Source organism: Natronincola ferrireducens, from assembly GCF_900100845.1.
Taxonomy (GTDB): domain Bacteria; phylum Bacillota; class Clostridia; order Peptostreptococcales; family Natronincolaceae; genus Natronincola_B; species Natronincola_B ferrireducens.
This window is the reverse complement of sequence record NZ_FNFP01000001.1, coordinates 448,455-465,449: the sequence shown is the minus strand read 5'-3', so window position 1 is coordinate 465,449 and position 16,995 is coordinate 448,455. Positions and strand designations below refer to the sequence as shown.

17 protein-coding genes and 1 riboswitch are annotated in these 16,995 nt (G+C 37.4%); of the genes, 4 read left to right on the top strand and 13 right to left on the bottom strand.

The window, feature by feature from the left end:
• Positions 1-21: 21 nt before the first annotated feature.
• Positions 22-609, bottom strand: a complete 588-nt coding sequence (locus tag BLS22_RS02115; RefSeq protein WP_090549649.1) for a hypothetical protein — start codon at positions 607-609, stop codon at positions 22-24.
• 93 nt (positions 610-702) lie between these two features.
• Between BLS22_RS02115 and BLS22_RS14950 the strand changes: the two genes are divergently transcribed.
• A complete protein-coding gene (locus BLS22_RS14950) occupies positions 703-855 on the top strand; it encodes a hypothetical protein (RefSeq protein ID WP_176762011.1) in 153 nt (50 codons plus the stop codon).
• Between the two features lie 72 nt (positions 856-927).
• On the opposite strand, the gene BLS22_RS02110 is transcribed toward BLS22_RS14950, so the two are convergent.
• The 4 genes from BLS22_RS02110 to BLS22_RS02100 all read right to left on the bottom strand — a co-directional run bounded on the left by BLS22_RS02110 (position 928) and on the right by BLS22_RS02100 (position 4,648).
• Positions 928-1,911: a lysylphosphatidylglycerol synthase transmembrane domain-containing protein gene (locus BLS22_RS02110; protein WP_176762010.1), complete on the bottom strand. Its 984-nt coding sequence runs from the start codon at positions 1,909-1,911 to the stop codon at positions 928-930.
• On the bottom strand, positions 1,847-2,476 hold the full coding sequence (locus tag BLS22_RS14945) for a class I SAM-dependent methyltransferase (RefSeq protein WP_176762009.1): 630 nt from the start codon (positions 2,474-2,476) through the stop codon (positions 1,847-1,849). Before BLS22_RS14945 ends, BLS22_RS02110 begins: the two co-directional genes overlap by 65 nt.
• 189 nt (positions 2,477-2,665) lie before the next feature.
• Positions 2,666-4,432 carry a ferrous iron transporter B gene (locus BLS22_RS02105; protein ID WP_090549643.1) on the bottom strand — a complete coding sequence of 589 codons (1,767 nt, stop codon included), beginning with the start codon at positions 4,430-4,432 and terminating at the stop codon, positions 2,666-2,668.
• Positions 4,433-4,648 carry a FeoA family protein gene (locus tag BLS22_RS02100; RefSeq protein WP_090549640.1) on the bottom strand — a complete coding sequence of 72 codons (216 nt, stop codon included), beginning with the start codon at positions 4,646-4,648 and terminating at the stop codon, positions 4,433-4,435.
• Positions 4,649-4,923: 275 nt separating this feature from the next.
• Here BLS22_RS02100 and BLS22_RS02095 point away from each other — a divergent pair, with 275 nt between their 5' ends.
• Positions 4,924-5,325 (top strand): rubrerythrin family protein, encoded by a 402-nt coding sequence (locus tag BLS22_RS02095; RefSeq protein ID WP_090549637.1) that lies wholly within the window; start codon positions 4,924-4,926, stop codon positions 5,323-5,325.
• A gap of 31 nt (positions 5,326-5,356) precedes the next feature.
• Here the strand turns inward: BLS22_RS02095 and BLS22_RS02090 are convergent, their stop codons facing one another.
• Positions 5,357-6,028, bottom strand: coding sequence for a TIGR01906 family membrane protein (locus tag BLS22_RS02090; protein ID WP_090549634.1), 672 nt, complete (start codon positions 6,026-6,028; stop codon positions 5,357-5,359).
• Between the two features lie 162 nt (positions 6,029-6,190).
• Here BLS22_RS02090 and BLS22_RS14940 point away from each other — a divergent pair, with 162 nt between their 5' ends.
• Positions 6,191-6,367 carry a hypothetical protein gene (locus BLS22_RS14940; RefSeq protein WP_176762008.1) on the top strand — a complete coding sequence of 59 codons (177 nt, stop codon included), beginning with the start codon at positions 6,191-6,193 and terminating at the stop codon, positions 6,365-6,367.
• A gap of 68 nt (positions 6,368-6,435) precedes the next feature.
• On the opposite strand, the gene BLS22_RS02085 is transcribed toward BLS22_RS14940, so the two are convergent.
• The 6 genes from BLS22_RS02085 to pcrA all read right to left on the bottom strand — a co-directional run bounded on the left by BLS22_RS02085 (position 6,436) and on the right by pcrA (position 13,736).
• Positions 6,436-7,170 carry an ABC transporter ATP-binding protein gene (locus tag BLS22_RS02085; RefSeq protein ID WP_090549631.1) on the bottom strand — a complete coding sequence of 245 codons (735 nt, stop codon included), beginning with the start codon at positions 7,168-7,170 and terminating at the stop codon, positions 6,436-6,438.
• Positions 7,171-7,177: 7 nt separating this feature from the next.
• The gene (locus BLS22_RS02080; protein WP_090549629.1) at positions 7,178-8,182 is read right to left on the bottom strand and encodes an ABC transporter substrate-binding protein; all 1,005 of its coding nucleotides are present in this window, start codon (positions 8,180-8,182) and stop codon (positions 7,178-7,180) included.
• Between the two features lie 3 nt (positions 8,183-8,185).
• Positions 8,186-8,998 carry an ABC transporter permease gene (locus tag BLS22_RS02075; protein WP_090549626.1) on the bottom strand — a complete coding sequence of 271 codons (813 nt, stop codon included), beginning with the start codon at positions 8,996-8,998 and terminating at the stop codon, positions 8,186-8,188.
• Positions 8,973-9,260: an MTH1187 family thiamine-binding protein gene (locus BLS22_RS02070; protein ID WP_090549622.1), complete on the bottom strand. Its 288-nt coding sequence runs from the start codon at positions 9,258-9,260 to the stop codon at positions 8,973-8,975. The genes BLS22_RS02075 and BLS22_RS02070 overlap by 26 nt, the downstream gene beginning before the upstream one ends.
• A 115-nt stretch (positions 9,261-9,375) precedes the next feature.
• Positions 9,376-9,487, bottom strand: a riboswitch (TPP riboswitch).
• A gap of 49 nt (positions 9,488-9,536) precedes the next feature.
• Positions 9,537-11,525 carry an NAD-dependent DNA ligase LigA gene (gene ligA / locus BLS22_RS02065; RefSeq protein ID WP_090549619.1) on the bottom strand — a complete coding sequence of 663 codons (1,989 nt, stop codon included), beginning with the start codon at positions 11,523-11,525 and terminating at the stop codon, positions 9,537-9,539.
• A gap of 21 nt (positions 11,526-11,546) precedes the next feature.
• Complete coding sequence (gene pcrA, locus BLS22_RS02060; RefSeq protein WP_090549617.1) at positions 11,547-13,736, bottom strand: DNA helicase PcrA; 2,190 nt, start codon at positions 13,734-13,736, stop codon at positions 11,547-11,549.
• 676 nt (positions 13,737-14,412) lie between these two features.
• Here pcrA and aroF point away from each other — a divergent pair.
• Positions 14,413-15,411, top strand: a complete 999-nt coding sequence (gene aroF / locus BLS22_RS02055) for a 3-deoxy-7-phosphoheptulonate synthase (RefSeq protein ID WP_090549614.1) — start codon at positions 14,413-14,415, stop codon at positions 15,409-15,411.
• Between the two features lie 466 nt (positions 15,412-15,877).
• Here the strand turns inward: aroF and BLS22_RS02045 are convergent, their stop codons facing one another.
• Entirely contained in the window at positions 15,878-16,870 is a 993-nt protein-coding gene (locus BLS22_RS02045) for a lipoate--protein ligase (RefSeq protein WP_090549607.1), read from the bottom strand.
• Positions 16,871-16,995 lie beyond the last annotated feature (125 nt).

The following is a 16,995-nucleotide window of genomic DNA, read 5'->3' as shown; positions in this document are numbered from 1 at the left end:
TAAATGTATTATACCATAATTTTATTCTCCACAAAAAATCTTCTTCCACTCCTTTACTGTTAAAGTCCTATGATCTGAAGTCAAGTAAAGGAGTTGAATATCTTCTGGGGGAATACTGTCAAAAATCATGACCTCTGCATCATAGCCCTTCACTAAATCCCTTCGTTCTTTTATATTATCCTCAAAGCTAAGGGATGTTTCCCAATATTCTTTTATCAAATTTCTACCCTTTGTATTTAGATAATCCTTCGCCCCTTTAAATTCCTCCATTTCCTTTAAAATAAAGGGCTCATAGATTTGGTTAGCCCTATTTTCATTGGCTACCCAACATTTAGATTTATCTGCCTTTAGAGCTAAAACCGCTGTATGGGAATGGAAACAAGGGTTATCCCTATAATTGATGGTAGCAAAGATGGCTTTTTTTCGTATAACCCAAGGAGGAATATTTTTTGTCTTTAAACTATCTATAAAATCATGGAATTTTTCATAATGATTTTCATAGCTAATTTTATCGTTATAGTGGATGCCTTCAGTTAAAGTTTTTTTTAAATTGGTTATATGGATAATATGATAAATCCATCCTGTATTTTGATAATCTTGAAAAAACATGCTATCACCTCTTTTGGAATTTCCTCCTATAACATTTATTTCAATGTATAGAAGAATCTCTATGTATCAAAATATAGTTAAGGAGGTGGCTTTTTGCTAACAATTTATTGTAATCATTCATGTGTTTATGAAAATGAAGGTATGTGTACCCTAACCCATGTCACTTCAGTATCAGAATTAACCAACAAAAGCTGCGTCTATTTTAAAAGGAAGGGGGAGGATATGAAAAAAACTACTAAGCCTTAGTATAGGTAATTTTAAAAGAATTATTTTCCTCAAGACACAAAAACAGCGAAGACTTTTCTTCGCTGTTGGCATTTAAGCTGTTTTCCACTTAAATCTAATTTTCTTTATTTCCTTGAAGCCTAACCATCCACCACTGATGAGGAACACAAACCAAAATGTGACAAATCTTAAAGTTAAAGCAAAGGCTATAGCTTGATAAACAGGAACCCCCAATGGCAACAAAAAGAATACCATTCCTCCTTCAAATGTACCTATCCCCCCTGGTAATAAAGGCAGCATTCCTATCATATAGGTGAGATAGGTTACCACTGCTATAGAGATAAAGGGTAATTGTATCTTTAGACCTCTGGCTATTAAGTAAGCTTTGACAGCAAAGAGTCCCCATATACATAGGGATAAAAGAAATTGAGGTAAAAGTTTCTTTTTATCCTTCATAACCGACTGAAGAGTTGTTTCTATTGTGCCGATAAAGTCATGGAGTTTTATCCTCCAGCCCTCCTTTATAGGTAGAACTTTAAGGATTTTCTTTACTTTATTGGGATAGATTAGAAAGACCACAAGACTGGCTATCCATAAAACTAAAAACAATGTACTTAATAACAATACCTGTAGCTGCAGACTTTCACAGTGGATCATACACAAAAAAGCCGCTACAGCCATGGTGTTTAATAGTAGAAAGGTAAATAAGCTAATTATTTTTTGTAGGGTTACCAACACCGTTGCCTCTCCAGCAGAAAATCCTAGTTGAGATTTTAATAGATAGATTTTGGTTACTTCTCCCCCTGCCTTAGCAGAAGGTGTAATACTTTCTACAAAGGTTCCTACCATATTCATACTAAGTAATTGCTTAAAGTCAGGTTTTTCTCCTATGATTGCTGCTAATTTATACCATTGAAAATTAATGATGAGCATTGTTATAATTTGAAGCAAACAAACCCCCAAAATCAGTAGGGGGTCCACCTCTTCTAAAACCCCTATTACATCCTGTAGGTTAGCCTGCCAAAGAAGGACTGCTATTAGTAGTATCGTCACTATAAACAGAGCTAACTTTTTCATTTCTTTTCCCTCCATGGCTTTTAATAAAAAATACGGTTTCCTGCATAAAAGTATAGTCTTTTTCCATACAACAGCACTTCCCATTACAACAAGCTTCATTTAAAAACCTATGGATGGTTTTCAAATGATTTTTATTGCTTCGCATCAATATTCTAGCCCCATTAGAAGCCCTATTTAAAATGTTATTCAAAATTTCAATATGGGGACAAGCTTGGCGGGCTATATGGATAACAGAAAATCTCGAAGGATCTATTTCTTGCCCTCGACCTTCTATGATTTTTATGTTTTTCTCCATATGAAGGCTTGCAACCACCCTTCTAGCATTTTTGATTGCTATAGGATCAATGTCTATCACCTCTACATAAGCTCCTGTCCTTTGAGCTATTTGTAGGGCAGTACAGGGAAAAGAGCCTCCCCCAATACATAAAACCTTATCATTTTTACAAATATTCCCCATATGGATTTCTTTTCCTACCATGTTTTTGTAATAGAGGGAAAGAATACTACTGGTGGCAGGAAACTGAGCAAATACCTTTTCTAATTCCCTTGTTAATAATGCTATCATTTCTATTTTATCCCACCTCATATAATATAGTTGGTTTTTCATACTTTTTATCTTTAAAATTTTATCATTTTCTACATGCTGGGCATTGATATTGATAATCTTTATCATATAATATTTTTTTGTAATTGAGATTGTTATTTTTTTAAAAAAGGGGGTATCTGTTATAGTAGATAATCCCCTTAATTTATATTAAAATAATAATCCTATAAAGCTACCAATTTGGTTTATCAGGCCCCCTATAAAGAAGGCGATCACAATAGTTGAAACCCCTATAATCAAAGAAATCTTTATACCAAATTCTTTAATTAAAACCCCTAGAACTGAAAGACAAGGAATATAAAATAGGGCCACCACTGATCCAACCAATAATTGAAGGGTTGTAAGGTTTAATTCTAAAAGAGGTAACACTGCCAATTCTCGACGGATAATTCCCAGCATCAGTCCTAAAGTAGCCTCACTAGGGAGCCCCAACCATCCGGTTGTTAAAGGAGCTACATACCCGCTAACGGCATTTAACATCCCTGTTTCTGCTACCAACGCAGCAAATCCAACCCCTAACATCATTGGGAGCTCAGCTTCGATCATAAAACCCTTAGTCCGAATCCATATTTTTTTCAAGAGGGCCTGAGAATCTGGCAGCAATAAATTTGGAATTTCTAAAAGCATAGGTTCAATTTTTCCACCAATGACTTTATTTAGAATTGTTCCCGCTATTACAATGGAGGCAAAAGATATTAAGTAAACTGAAGCTAATACCAAGGCTGAGTGTTCTCCCAATAAGGCAATGAAGGCTCCTGTCTGGGCAGCACAGGGTACTGCTAAAGCTACTAATGAGGATACAATCAGTCTTTCCTTATAGCTGGTGGCGGCCCTAGTACCTAGAATAGCCGGTACAGCACATCCATAGCCCATAATAAAGGGAACAATATTCCCCCCATGAACACCTAGTCGTCGGAGGGTAGCATCCACTAAAACCCCCAATCTAGGTAGATAGCCGCTATCTTCTAAAAAGGATAATACAATGTAAAATAAAAGTACGTAGGGTAAAATTAAAGCAAAGGGCCATTCTATTCCCTTTACAAGCACCCCATACTCTCCAACTAAAATGTTATAGGTGATTCCCTCTGTTATAAAAAGGGAAATTATGTTTCTAAAAAATGGTACTATCCAATTGTTGACAAGGGGTAGAAAAATAGCAGCCCTCAAGCCTTTACCCCCACCTACTACTACTCCTAAAGCCATCATTAATACAAAGACAGCTATGGGCAAACCAGGAAAGGGCTGAAGCATTAAGTCCCCTAGTTTTTCCAAAAATGTAGGATGTCTATCCTCTACATTTTGCACCTGTTTTATAATTTTTCCTACCTTCTGCCATCGTTCTTCCTCTGTGACGGTTAAGTCAGTTATGGAATTTTCTTTATTCCCCATAATCTCCCAGGTTTTTTCCATTAATTCTACTAACCCTATATTCCGTATGGCCACCGTAGGTACTACAGGAGCACCTAATTCTTTTTCTAGCTTTTCTACATCGATAGATATACCCTGTCGCTCTGCCACATCAATAAGGTTTAAAGCGAAAACCGTTGGTAGACCGTATTCTTGCACCTGTAGAGCAAAGTTTAGATTTCTCTCTAAATTTGTAGCATCTAATACACATATAACCACATCTGCCGAAGCCTCATTTAAAAATTCAATCGCCACCTCTTCAGCCGGCGATGTAGAATCTAAAGAATAGGTTCCTGGAACATCTATCAATACACCCTTCTTTTTTCTATGATTAATAATCCCTTTTGTATAGGTTACAGTTGTACCGGTATAGTTAGCTGACATAACCTCCATACCTGTTAGTTTGGAAAAAACAACACTTTTACCGACATTAGGGTTACCCATTAGTAAAATTTTTAAATCATTCTTTTCTATATATAGGTCTTTACCATCTGCAGTATGACAACCCAATTAATTAACCTCCCTCACAACAATCTGCTCTGCTACATCCCTTGCTATAGCAAAGCTGCGTTTGCCTATTTGAATGACAATAGGCCCTCCTAATGGCTGCCTTGACATAACAGAAACCGTCATCCCTTCCCGCACACCAATAGACTTTAGAAGTTGGATGGCAGGTATTTTTTCTATAGTACAACGATGGTTCTTCCTTAGCTCATACAACGGCATGGCTAATAACCCCCTTCAATTGATAATAGTTTTCATTATCTTCTTATGTTAAGATTTTATCACAACTTTAGTTTTAAAGCAATATGCTATTTTCAAATTTTACAAACTGATTTAGGATGATTTAGGATTATAGTCCTACCGGCTACTTATAGGTCTATCCCCTGTAATCCCTATATTTAGATATATATTCAAAGGTTCTCCTCTTCTTTTTTTATGGTAGTTATGTTAAAATAGAAGCATTCTGTTGGTTCATATTATTTAAGGGGGGTATCTCTGTGTCATTGAAGGGAACAAAAACCGAAGAAAATCTTTGGGCGGCCTTTGCTGGGGAAAGTCAAACCAGAAATAAATATACTTATTTTGCTGAAATAGCCCGCCATGAAGGTCATGAAAATATCGCAGCAGTTTTTGACATCTTAGGTGATCAGGAAAAAGACCATGCTAAGACGATTTTAAGTTTTTTAAATGGATTAAAGGATACAGCAACAAATTTACGAATATCTGCAGAAAACGAAGGCTATGAAGGGACCACCATGTATAAAGAATTTGAAAGAGTGGCTCGAGAAGAAGGTTTTATGGAAATTGCCGACTTTTTTGAGAATGTAGGAAAAATTGAAATGGAGCATGAAAAAATGTTCTTATCTTTGCTGAATCAATTAAGAAAAGATGAAGCTTAATTCAATAAGGCAAATCCCTTAGGATAGGATACTAAAGGATTTGCCTTTTCTTGTACCAAAAACCACCTATTCCTAATGCAATAATAGTCCCTGCATAGATGAGAGCTATTTTTACAGCAGTGTTAAAGAAAAACTCCTGGGGCAGCATTTGTATTAGTATTTCCGTGTTGGGATCTAGAATCCACAAATCATTATCAAAGAAGATATAGTGAAAATAGTCAAAGTATTTTGTAAAATCAAAGTGCATCAATAGAAATAAAAGAATAATTAAATCTATATTAACCATTCCTGTGAACATGAAGGTTTTAGCAAGGTTTCTTTTCCAATCCTTATCAGTTTTTATAAAGAGTATCAATAGCAATCCCAGTATAATTAGGCTAACCTTCCTTACCTTTCTTCCACCTACAAAGAGATCCTTTACATCAATCATATGAAGCTTCTCCCTCTCCCCGAAGACTTCTCTTTTTTCTCCTCTGACTACTGCTTCTATCTTTAGGTCATCACGTTCATCCCTTAAATAGGAGAGTAATTCCTTTGTGACATGTTGTAAATTCTCATCATCCATTCCCGTTACAGTAGTGATATCATGCTTTGCAAACTCTCTTTTATAATGGTTCATATTAAAGGCTACAATATCTACTGCCGTCAATAATAGAACAAGGGAGAGAAGAATGCCAAACGCAATATAGATTATTCTTTTCATGATTATCCACCCTCTAGTTTTTTGGTTATTTCTCTATTATACAATTTTTTTATTCTACGTCATAGTAGCAATTTATAAAAGTTTTATCACCCCATTACCCTTAACTTCATATTATAAATCATAAGTAAACTACTCTCTATTTCCCTAAGGAGGTGAAAAATCATGACTGAAGCTACAAGAGCTTGGTGGACAGGTAACAGTTCCCTATTATTCTTCTTCCTGCTACTAGTAGTTATCTTCTGTAACTGCTGTAGATTTGCAGGTACAAATCCAGAGAGTCTACTATTCTTCTTCTTACTATTGGTTGTATTGTTTGGTGGAAAACATCTCTGTGGATAGAATAACAATAGAAAAGTTTAAAATGGTGGTCTATGTTGACCACCATTTATCTGTTTTATCTTGTCTAATTAAAGTATCGTTAAAATCCTTTCCTTTAACGCCACAAATTCTTGGCATGTAAACGTAGTATGATCCCGGGGTCTAGGAATGTCAATATCTATTACTTCCTTAATCTTTGCTGGGCGTTCTGAAAGAATATAAATTTTATCCGAGAGAAAAATAGCCTCATCTATATCATGGGTGATAAATAAAATGGAAGCCCTTAACCTCTCCAATACCCCCAACAGCCATTGCTGCATCCTTCGTTTTGTAATAGCATCTAAGCCTCCGAAGGGCTCATCCAGCAGTAAAATATCCTGGGTGAAAAGATAAGTCCTAAGCAAAGCCGCCCTTTGCCTCATGCCCCCAGAAAGCTGATGGGGGTAGTGATCCTCGAAGCCTTCTAGTCCAAAAGGGGTAAAGTAGGGGAGGGCTTGGTCTTTAGCTTCTTTTTTGTTCATACCCTTAATCCTTAAAGGTATGCAGACATTATCTAAAATTGTTTTCCAAGGCATTAGTAAATCTTTTTGGTGCATATAGCTTACCCGTCCAGTTTTTCCAGTGTAATCCTTCTCTTCTATTAATATTTTTCCAGCATCGGCCTTTTCAAGACCAGCAACAATATTAAACAAAGTACTTTTTCCACTACCACTGGGACCTAAAATAGTAACAAATTCATTTTCTTCAACAGTAAGGGATATGTCCTGTAGGGTATACAGTTCATCAAAATATTTGGTTATATGAAGGATTTCCAGCTTTTTCATAGGCATCCTACTGAGGTGGTAAAAAGTCGTTTGTAAAAGCTGTTTCTACATCTAACTTTTCTCTTAATAACCCCTGCTCATACATCCAATTACTGTAGTTTTCCCATACGGTACTTCTCATTTCCCCCCATCTAGGTGCTTCTGCCTGGTATTGGTCAGCCAAGTACAATTGACTTGCTACTACTAATTCCTCATCCAGCTCTGGGGCTGATTTTAATAGGTCAGCTGCAGCATCTTGAGGATTGGCTATAGCATATTGATAGCCCCTTGTTGTTGCCCTCATAAATTTTTCTACTAATTCAGGATTGCTTTTTAAAAGATCATCATGGGCAATAATCACTGGGGTATAGAAGTCTAGGGCTTCATGGATATCCTGTAAAAGAATAAAATTTAAATCATAGTCCATTAATTCTGCTGCAACACCATCCCATCCATAATAAATCCATTGAAAGTCCACATGATTTTCTACACTGGTGAAGAAGTCCACCTCTCCTGTAACAACCATTTCTAGCTTATCAAAATCTCCATCGTCTCTACCCATCAAAGCCTTTAGTATAGCCTCCTCCATAGGAGATCCCCATCCCCCATAGATTTTACCCTCAAAGTCCTTAGGGGATATAATCTCCCTATGGGCTGGAGAGGCAAAGCCTGAGGTGTTATGTTGAATAATGGCTGCTATAGCAGTTACAGGCAATGGATTTTCTGCTGTTCTGGCATAGGCCACTTGTTCTTGATAGCTAATACCAAATTCCCCTTGCTTAGCTGCAATTAAATCGGTACTGCCTCCGGCTGTAGGCTGTAGGATTTCTACCTCTAGACCTTCTTCTTGATAGTAGCCCTTTTCTATAGCGGTGTACATGCCGGTATGATTTGTATTTGGTACCCAATCTAAAATCACTGTTACTTTTTCCAACTGTTGAGGTGTATCCCCTCCCTCCTGAGAGTTAGCTCCGCAGCCAATAACAGCTGTCATTAATACCAATATCATAAAAGCAATCATAAGCCTTTTCATTCGTTATTCCTCCTTCTGTATTTTACGTAGTTCCCTATGCCATGGTATAGCCCTGGCTTCGATAAAAATTATCAACTTTAGTACAGCTATACTCAATAATACAATTATTACAATGGTGGCAAATACTCTATCGGTGGCAAAGGATTGTCTAGCCCGCATCATATAGACACCTAACCCCTTTTTGCCTCCTATCCATTCTCCAATCACTGCCCCCATAATACTATAGGTACCAGAAATTTTTAATCCAGCAAAGAAGCTGGGTAGGGCAGCAGGAAGCTTTACAATCCTATAGATATCTAGGTGACTGGCTCCCATAGACTTCAGTAGATTTAACAGGTCTTTATCCACTGAAGCCAAACCCTCCAGCAGACTAATCGTAATAGGGAAAAAACACACCAGGACCACTATAACAATCTTCGGTAAATATCCAAATCCAAACCACATGGCAAATAGGGGAGCCAAAGTAATAATAGGAACGGTTTGAGAAATAATCACCAAAGGGTATAGGGTTCTCCTGACAACCACAATTCTATCCATAGCCACTGCCATCATCACTGCCAATAGAATTGCTACTAAAAATCCTACCACCGCTTCAAGTAAAGTTGTGGTAATATGCTCCCTCATGATGGGGAATGTAGTGATTAAGGCCCGTACAACAGCCGAAGGGGCTGGAAGGATAAAGGGTTGTACCCAGCCTAGCCTTCCAACCATCTCCCAAAGCATCAATAAAGAAAGGCTGAACCCTAAGGGAAGGATGTCTATATTCAATCTGCTTAACCTATGAAAGACATTATCGATATTTTTTAATCTTTTCATCCATTGTCACGCCCTCTGGCCTATAATCTATCTTAATAACAGACATTACTCTAGTAGCACCTTCCTCTATGCAAATATCTTGAGCTTTTTTAACGATTTCTAAAAGTTCATCCAGTTCTCCTTCAATAGTTGTTTCCATTGGTCCTACTTCATACTTTAACCCCGTTTCTTGAATCATATGTATAACTGCATCCACAACAGGATAAATTCTTTCATCTGGAACCCTTGGTAGTACCTGTAGACTTAAATTAACATGAGCCATTTTAATCCTCCTCCCATAAATTCTAAAATTTGTTGTACTATTTTAACACAAAAAACCCCTTAACCTGACATTAGGTAAAGGGGTTAAAATCATCATAATGCACAATAAAAGCATTTGCTTTGATAAAATATTTCCCTACGCTAGCATTACCTAGGTCAGGTACCATGGGTCGGAACAAAATACAGTTCCCTCTCAGCCAAGTTAACTTAGCTCCCCTTTTAAGTTTTCACCATCATTATATATCATTGTAGGAAAAAGTCAATAGAAAACCCCCTATTATATCAGCATGTTTGTAAACTCTTCCTCTGTTAAAATCTTCAAATTAGTGGCTGTGCCAGAGGCAATAATCTCTCTAGCCTTATCCAGCTTAGAGCCAGCTTCCTCTCCCGCCAAGAGATAATCAGTGTTTTTACTGACACTTCCAGTGACCTTTGCTCCCAATTTTTCCAGCAAGTCTTTAATTTCTTTTCGATTATAGCCCTCTAGGGTTCCTGTAACCACAACTGTTTTTCCAGTAAAGGGGCTTTCCTTCGTCTCTGAACCCCCATATTTGGGATGAACACCTCTGTCTAACAATCTTTGGATGGTGGCAACTATTTTTTCATCCTGAAAAAAGTCTATAATACTAGAGGCTACAATTCCTCCAACGTCTGGCAAAGTTACTAGCTCATCATACTGTGCCTCCATAATAGTCTCTAGGGATTGATAGTGCTTTGCTAAATCAGTAGCCGTCTTTCGACCTACGTTGGGAATACCTAGGGCGTAGATAAAGGCATCTAATCTGCAGTCTTTACTTTTTTCTATAGCTTCTAAAAGATTCTTTGTCTTTTTGTCTCCAAATCTTTCCAAACAAATTAAATCCTCGTACTTTATATCATACAAATCAGCAATGTCTTTAATACCCAGTGCTTCATACAGCTGTTCTGCCGTCTTTTCACTAAAGCCCTCAATATCCATAGCATCCCTACTGCTATAATGGACAATAGCTGAAACCAATTGGGGTTTACAGGCTAAGGAGTTGGGACAAAATATATGGGCCCCCTTTTCTATAACCTCACTGCCACAGGCAGGACATCGTTGGGGCCGTTGGATTTCCTCAGCCCCTTCACAGGTTTCTTCAATAGCCCCCATAATTTCAGGAATCACATCGTTCGATCGTCTTAACCATACATTACAACCTTTTTTCACCTTTTTCCTTTGAATATCATCCCAGTTATTGAGGGTAGCTCGGCTAACAGTAACCCCACCGATATCCACTGCCTCCAGTATAGCCGAAGGTGTCAATTTTCCTGTCCTACCCACCTGCCAGATGACATCCTTTAACTCTGTTGTCACCTCTTGGGCCTCAAATTTAAAAGCAATCGCCCATCTAGGGAATTTTTGGGTATAGCCTAACTGCTGTCTTGTTTCTATATGGTTGATTTTAATTACTATTCCGTCGGTTAAATAGTCTAAAGCCTTTACTTCTTCCTTTAATTGTCGAATTTCTTCTATGACTTCCCCAATATTTTTACACAGCTTTATATATTTATTAACAGGAAACCTATTTTCCCTTAAAAAGCCTATCATTTCCATATGGGTTGTAAATTCTATACCCTCAGCATAGCCTACATTGTAACAAAAAGCATCTAGCTTTCTTGTGGCGGTAACCTTAGGGTTTAGATTTCTCAGGGCGCCGGCAGCTGCATTTCTAGCATTTTTCAGGGGTTCCTCTGCTGTCCTATTGTATTCCTCCAGAACAGATAAACCCATCAACCCCTCCCCCTGCACCTCTATTGTACCTTGAAAATCAATGGATAGGGGTAGAGATTTTATGGTTTTTATCTGGGGAAGAATAGCTTCCCCCGTCACACCATTTCCACGGGTGGCAGCCTGTACCAGCTCCCCCCCCTCATAGGTCAAGTTAATGGTTAATCCGTCAAATTTATATTCCACAACATACTCCAAGGGTAAGTCCTGCCCCCCCAGCAACTTTTTTACCCTAGTGTCCCAATTTCTTAGCTCATCCTCTGTCTTGGCCTTGTCCAAGCTCCAAAGGGGGGAGAGATGGCTATGGGGAGTAAAGCTCTTTAAAGGTTCTCCACCTACCCGTAGGGTAGGTGAATTGGGTAGGAGGGTTTCTGTTTCCTTCTCCAACTCCACCAATTCATCATAAAGAACATCGTATTCTTTATCGGTTACAATAGGATCATCCAATACATAATAGCGATAACTGTATTCATTTAACTGTTGAATAAGTTCCTTCATTCTTTTTACTTTATCCATTTGGTATCCCTCCAAACAAGGTTATTCTACAATATGCAACTGCACGAAGGCTGAGGATATTTTTTTTACGCCGGCATTAGGAAAAGCTATAGTTAATATGTCTCCTCCAACCGAAACCACTGTTCCTATACCAAATTTAGGATGCTTTACCTTTGCTCCCCCTGTAATTTTGGATTTAGATACACCAGCGTCCAATTTGGGTTTCCCGGCTAGACCACCAAATCCCCCCAAGCCTCCCCCAGTAAAGAGGGGTGAAGTCTGCATTTTTTTCACTTCTGTCTTACGGTTATAGGGTATCTCCCTATCTATCAATTCATCAGGAATTTCTTCTAAAAATCTAGAGCAGGAGTTGTAGCTGGTTCTACCATATAGGGTGCGCATCATGGCATGACTCATATAAAGCTTTTCCATAGCTCTAGTGATTCCTACATAACAAAGCCTTCTTTCTTCCTCGTCATTATTTTCCTGCAAGGACATATAAGAGGGGAAAATTCCCTCCTCCATACCTGGTATAAAGACTACCGGAAACTCCAAGCCCTTTGCACTATGGAGGGTCATTAGGATTACAGCATTGTCCTCCTCTACATGGTCTAGAGAGGATTCTAGAGAGGTTCTTGCCAAAAATTCCTCTAGGGTTTTTATTTCAGCATTCTCATCAAAATCTACTGTTAAAGAAAGAAATTCCTGAAGGTTTTCTATACGGCTTTCAGCTTCTACACTGCCTTCCTTTTTCAATTCCTCAATGTACCCAGTTTTTTCATAGAGTTCCCCTACGATTTCAGTTACTGCCATTTCTTCTCTTCTCTGTCTCAAGTCCATCATTATATCGGTAAATTTCTTAATTTGATTTTGTACCCTTGTACTAATATCCCCTATTTCATCTATATCTAGTAATGCTTCAAAAAAACTGATTTCTAAGGCTTCAGCATATTCATCTATTTTTTCTATCGTCCTAAGACCTATACCTCGCTTAGGAACGTTAATGATTCGCTTCACACCCACGTCATTGACAGGATTTTCTATCGTAATCAAATAGGCTAAAATATCCTTTATTTCCTTTCTATCATAGAACCGGGTTCCAGCCACAATCTTATAGGGAATACCTTCCTTCATCAAGGCCTCCTCCAGTACACGGGATTGAGCATTGGTGCGATATAAAAGGGCTATGTCCTTGTACTGTCTATCTTCTTCCCGTCTCAACCTTTCTATAGTGTTGGCTATATAGGAGGCTTCATCATACTCATTGTTGGCCTTATAGTATTGAATGATTTCCCCTTCCTGATTATCCGTCCAAAGCTTCTTATCCTTCCTGGCCCTGTTATTACTAACAACTCTATTGGCAGCATTCAATATGGTTTTTGTGGAGCGATAATTTTTCTCTAGTTTAATCACAGCAGTATTAGGAAATTCTTTTTCAAAGCCTAGAATATTTTCAATATCAGCACCCCTCCAGCTGTATATCCCCTGATCATCATCCCCCACCACACAGAGATTTTGATGCTGACGGGCCAGCATGCTGACGAGGGTATACTGGGCCATATTGGTATCCTGAAACTCATCCACCAATATATACTTAAACTTATTTTGATAATAGTGAAGGTCTGCTGGATTTTGTTGTAAAAGCTCCACTGTCTTCATAATTAGGTCATCAAAATCTAGAGCATTGTTACCCTTTAAGGTTTTCTGATATAACCTATAGAGGTCTAATATAAGGTTGTTGGGATAGTCACTGCCGAACTCCTTTGCATATTCGCTGGGGGTAATTAAACGGTCCTTCGCCCTGCCGATGGCCCCTAGAGCCGCCCTTGGGTTTAGCTTCTTTTCGTCTACCTTCAGCTTCTTCATACATTCCTTCATAACCGTCTGTTGATCAGAGGTGTCATAGATAACAAAATTCCTTTCATAGCCAATTTTTTCTATATCCCTTCTAAGAATCCGAACACAGGTGGAGTGGAAGGTACTGACCCATAGGTCTTTAAAGTCTCCCTCCATTAATCTCTCCAGTCTTTCCTTCATTTCCTTGGCGGCTTTGTTGGTGAAGGTGATAGCTAATATGCTATAGGGAGATACTCCCTTTTCCTCCACAAGATAGGCGATACGATGGGTTAGTACCCTCGTCTTTCCGGAGCCAGCCCCTGCCAAGACTAATAATGGCCCCTCTGTATGTTCCACAGCCCTCCGCTGCTCATCATTCATATGTGATAAATTCATAAATCTTAGTGCTCCCTTCAGTATATTAATATCTATTATCTTACCTTATTTCAGAAGGTTATTCAATTTTTATCATTTATGCCATCTTTATTACCCACTTTAAGGTGTACAATCTTCTTTATCTTATACAAAATTTATTTTTACCTGTAACGCCTATTTTCTTTCTATCCCCTCTAGACCCATGTTTTCCCCATAGCCTACCTTGATATTTCCACAGCTAATTGCTTTTCCTACTGTTTTCAAGGATGGAGTTTAAAAGTTTTTATTGACAACAGGAAGCTATTTAAGTATAATTTAAATAATTTAAAATTAATTAAATTGTTTTGAAAATATGTATTGTTTTTAGAAGATTTTATACTAATTTTATACTATTAAGTATATATAACTTGAAGGGTGATTCCAATGCTAGATATTACTAAAAAAATCCCACAACTTTATATCTATTTCTTTAACTTTTACTGGGGCTTTTACTTTTTTAGCGCTGGTTATTTTCCATACCAATTTAATAGGTATAAAGAAATCTTTCTAAGAAACAGCATGAATCAATGGTTCATACTGGTATAGGGCGAAAACTATATTTCTAACTTTAGTACATAAAGTGGACTCTTAGAGGGAGTCCACTTTTTTTCATTTCAATTAAAATTCTATGCATTTAAAAATTAAGGAGGATGTTATTATGGTTATTGTTATGAAACCCGGTGCACCACAGGAAATGATTGAAAAAATATCAAAGAAAATGGTTAGTTTAGGATGTGACGTTCGTATAACCCAAGGAGAGAATTACACGATATTGGGTTTAGTTGGAGACACCAGTAAAATCAACCCAAACCAAATTGAAGCAAATGAATATGTTGAAAGGCTATTAAAGGTACAACATCCCTTCAAGCTTGCCAGTAGACTTTTTCATCCTGAGGATACTATTATTGAAATAGATGGTGTGAAAGTAGGGGGAGGAAATATTGCTATTATGGCAGGACCTTGCTCTGTGGAAAGTGAAGAACAGTTGATGACGATTGCCCATGCAGTTAAAAAAGAAGGGGCCCACATGTTAAGGGGTGGTGCCTATAAGCCTAGAACTTCCCCCTACAGCTTCCAGGGAATGCAGGAGGAAGGACTGAAACTTTTAAAAAAAGCTAAGGAAATCACAGGCATGCCCATTGTAACAGAGGTAATGGGGCAGGATACCTTTGATGTAGTGGAGGAATACACAGATATTCTTCAAATTGGTGCTAGAAACATGCAGAACTTTTCTTTACTGAAGCGATGTGGCAAAAGCCCCCGACCTATTTTATTGAAAAGAGGTTTATCTGCCACTATTGAAGAATTGCTAATGTCAGCTGAATATATCATGGCTCATGGTAACCCAAATATTATTCTTTGTGAGAGGGGAATTCGTACCTTTGAAACCTATACAAGAAATACATTAGATATCAGTGCTGTTCCTGTCATTAAAGAACTAAGCCATTTGCCAATTATTATTGACCCTAGTCATGCCACTGGTAAATGGTCTATGGTGGAGCCTTTATCTAAAGCCTCCATTGCAGTAGGTGCTGATGGATTGATTATCGAAGTCCATCATCAGCCGGAATGTGCTTTATCGGATGGAGCCCAATCCCTCAGACCAGAAAAGTTTGCCCAATTAATGCGTTCAATAGAAAAACTTGCTACAATATAAAAAAACAGTTCAGTTAAAGATAGATGTTGATATTTTAAAAAACTAAAAAAAGAATGCCTATATTACTGAAACTACAAATATATAGTCATTCTTTTTTTTATATGTTTTATGTCGCATAGAATAGAAATTGCGAATTACTTATTTTTTTCTTTTATACCTCCCATTATTATAAGAGTTACAAAAGATACTGAACACATAACTAATATCACATCCCACTCAATATTAGAAAATGAGCCTTTAATTATAAGACTAATTATCATATAAGTCATAACCATTGTAACAAGATACAGAAGAACTTTTTTATTTATTGCTACTTTCATAATGACTCCTTTCTCATAGGTTCTAATGCATATTTTCCATCTTATGTATTATTATATCATTCTACACAAGTCCACTGAAAATCTTTGAAATTTTAATATAGTTTAACATAGCTAATCTAAAATCAACACCAGAATTTAACCGACCCTTAAGAAAACATACATGCTAGAAAATCCCCTTCTTCTATTCCCTTAAAGTAAGGGGATAGATCTATATTCTTTAAAGCCTCTGCCACTTCCTCTTCTCTATATTGTATACCCTTTAATTTCTCTGTTAATGTGGAAATCTCATGATGACCAAAGAAATCCCCATAGATAACACAGTCTTGGATAATTCCTGATTTTACCTCTAATCTTAAATCTAAGCCACCCCAGATGAACCGTTTATTTTTTTGAATACTATATTTAGGGGATTCCCCGTAGTTCCACCCCCACTTTAGGTATCTTTCCTCCATCAGTTCTTTAATTTTCCTTAAATCTTCTTTGGTTAGAGTATACTGTTTTTTATCTTCTTCTCCTTCTAGTAGGTAGTTCAATAGGGCTTCCTTAAAAGCATCAACTGTAATCTTCTCCTTCAAATAGGGGTGGATATTGGTTACCCTGCTTTTTACCGATTTAACTCCCTTAGACTCTATTTTCTCCTGTTTAACATTCAATGTCTCCTGGACTACACCTAAATTGGAGTCAAAAAGGATGGTTCCATGATGCAGGAGACGATTTTTATAGAAATATTGGGCATTGCCGGAAAACTTTTTGCCATCTATTGTAATATCATTTCTTCCCGAAAGCTCTGCTTCAATTCCAAATTTGGCAAGGGCCTTGATGACTGGTTCTGTGAATTTTTTGAAGTTATTGACATCCCCTTCATCTTTAATAGTGACAATAAAGGTGAAGTTTAGATTGCCAAAGTCATGATAAACAGCTCCGCCGCCGGAAAGTCTCCTAACAACATTTATGCCTTTTTCCTTTACATAAGTGGTATTGATTTCCTCTATGGTGTTTTGATTTCTTCCTATGATGACGGAGGGTTCATTTTGCCATAGTATGACATAATTTTCTTCAGGATTTAAATACTTTAAGGCATATTCCTCCAATGCTAAATTGAAATGTGGATCATTAGAATTGTTTTTGATACTAATCATTGTTATTTTCCCCCTTATCCTTCCAAGATTACCTCTATGTTGTATTTCTTAAAACTTGAACCCCCAGTCTTTCAGTCCTTAGTTAAAATTTTAACATATTTCTTTAGTTTTTTGCTACTATATTT

What these genes read in the sequence shown, in the direction of transcription:
- BLS22_RS02115 (WP_090549649.1), bottom strand. Translation starts at nt 609, where the DNA reads ATGTTTTTTCAAGATTATCAAAATACAGGATGGATTTATCATATTATC.
- BLS22_RS02110 (WP_176762010.1), bottom strand. Translation starts at nt 1,911, where the DNA reads ATGAAAAAGTTAGCTCTGTTTATAGTGACGATACTACTAATAGCAGTC.
- BLS22_RS14945 (WP_176762009.1), bottom strand. Translation starts at nt 2,476, where the DNA reads ATGATAGCATTATTAACAAGGGAATTAGAAAAGGTATTTGCTCAGTTT.
- BLS22_RS02100 (WP_090549640.1), bottom strand. Translation starts at nt 4,648, where the DNA reads ATGCCGTTGTATGAGCTAAGGAAGAACCATCGTTGTACTATAGAAAAA.
- BLS22_RS02090 (WP_090549634.1), bottom strand. Translation starts at nt 6,028, where the DNA reads ATGAAAAGAATAATCTATATTGCGTTTGGCATTCTTCTCTCCCTTGTT.
- BLS22_RS14940 (WP_176762008.1), top strand. Translation starts at nt 6,191, where the DNA reads ATGACTGAAGCTACAAGAGCTTGGTGGACAGGTAACAGTTCCCTATTA.
- BLS22_RS02085 (WP_090549631.1), bottom strand. Translation starts at nt 7,170, where the DNA reads ATGAAAAAGCTGGAAATCCTTCATATAACCAAATATTTTGATGAACTG.
- BLS22_RS02080 (WP_090549629.1), bottom strand. Translation starts at nt 8,182, where the DNA reads ATGAAAAGGCTTATGATTGCTTTTATGATATTGGTATTAATGACAGCT.
- BLS22_RS02075 (WP_090549626.1), bottom strand. Translation starts at nt 8,998, where the DNA reads ATGAAAAGATTAAAAAATATCGATAATGTCTTTCATAGGTTAAGCAGA.
- BLS22_RS02070 (WP_090549622.1), bottom strand. Translation starts at nt 9,260, where the DNA reads ATGGCTCATGTTAATTTAAGTCTACAGGTACTACCAAGGGTTCCAGAT.
- ligA (WP_090549619.1), bottom strand. Translation starts at nt 11,525, where the DNA reads ATGGATAAAGTAAAAAGAATGAAGGAACTTATTCAACAGTTAAATGAA.
- pcrA (WP_090549617.1), bottom strand. Translation starts at nt 13,736, where the DNA reads ATGAATTTATCACATATGAATGATGAGCAGCGGAGGGCTGTGGAACAT.
- aroF (WP_090549614.1), top strand. Translation starts at nt 14,413, where the DNA reads ATGGTTATTGTTATGAAACCCGGTGCACCACAGGAAATGATTGAAAAA.
- BLS22_RS02045 (WP_090549607.1), bottom strand. Translation starts at nt 16,870, where the DNA reads ATGATTAGTATCAAAAACAATTCTAATGATCCACATTTCAATTTAGCA.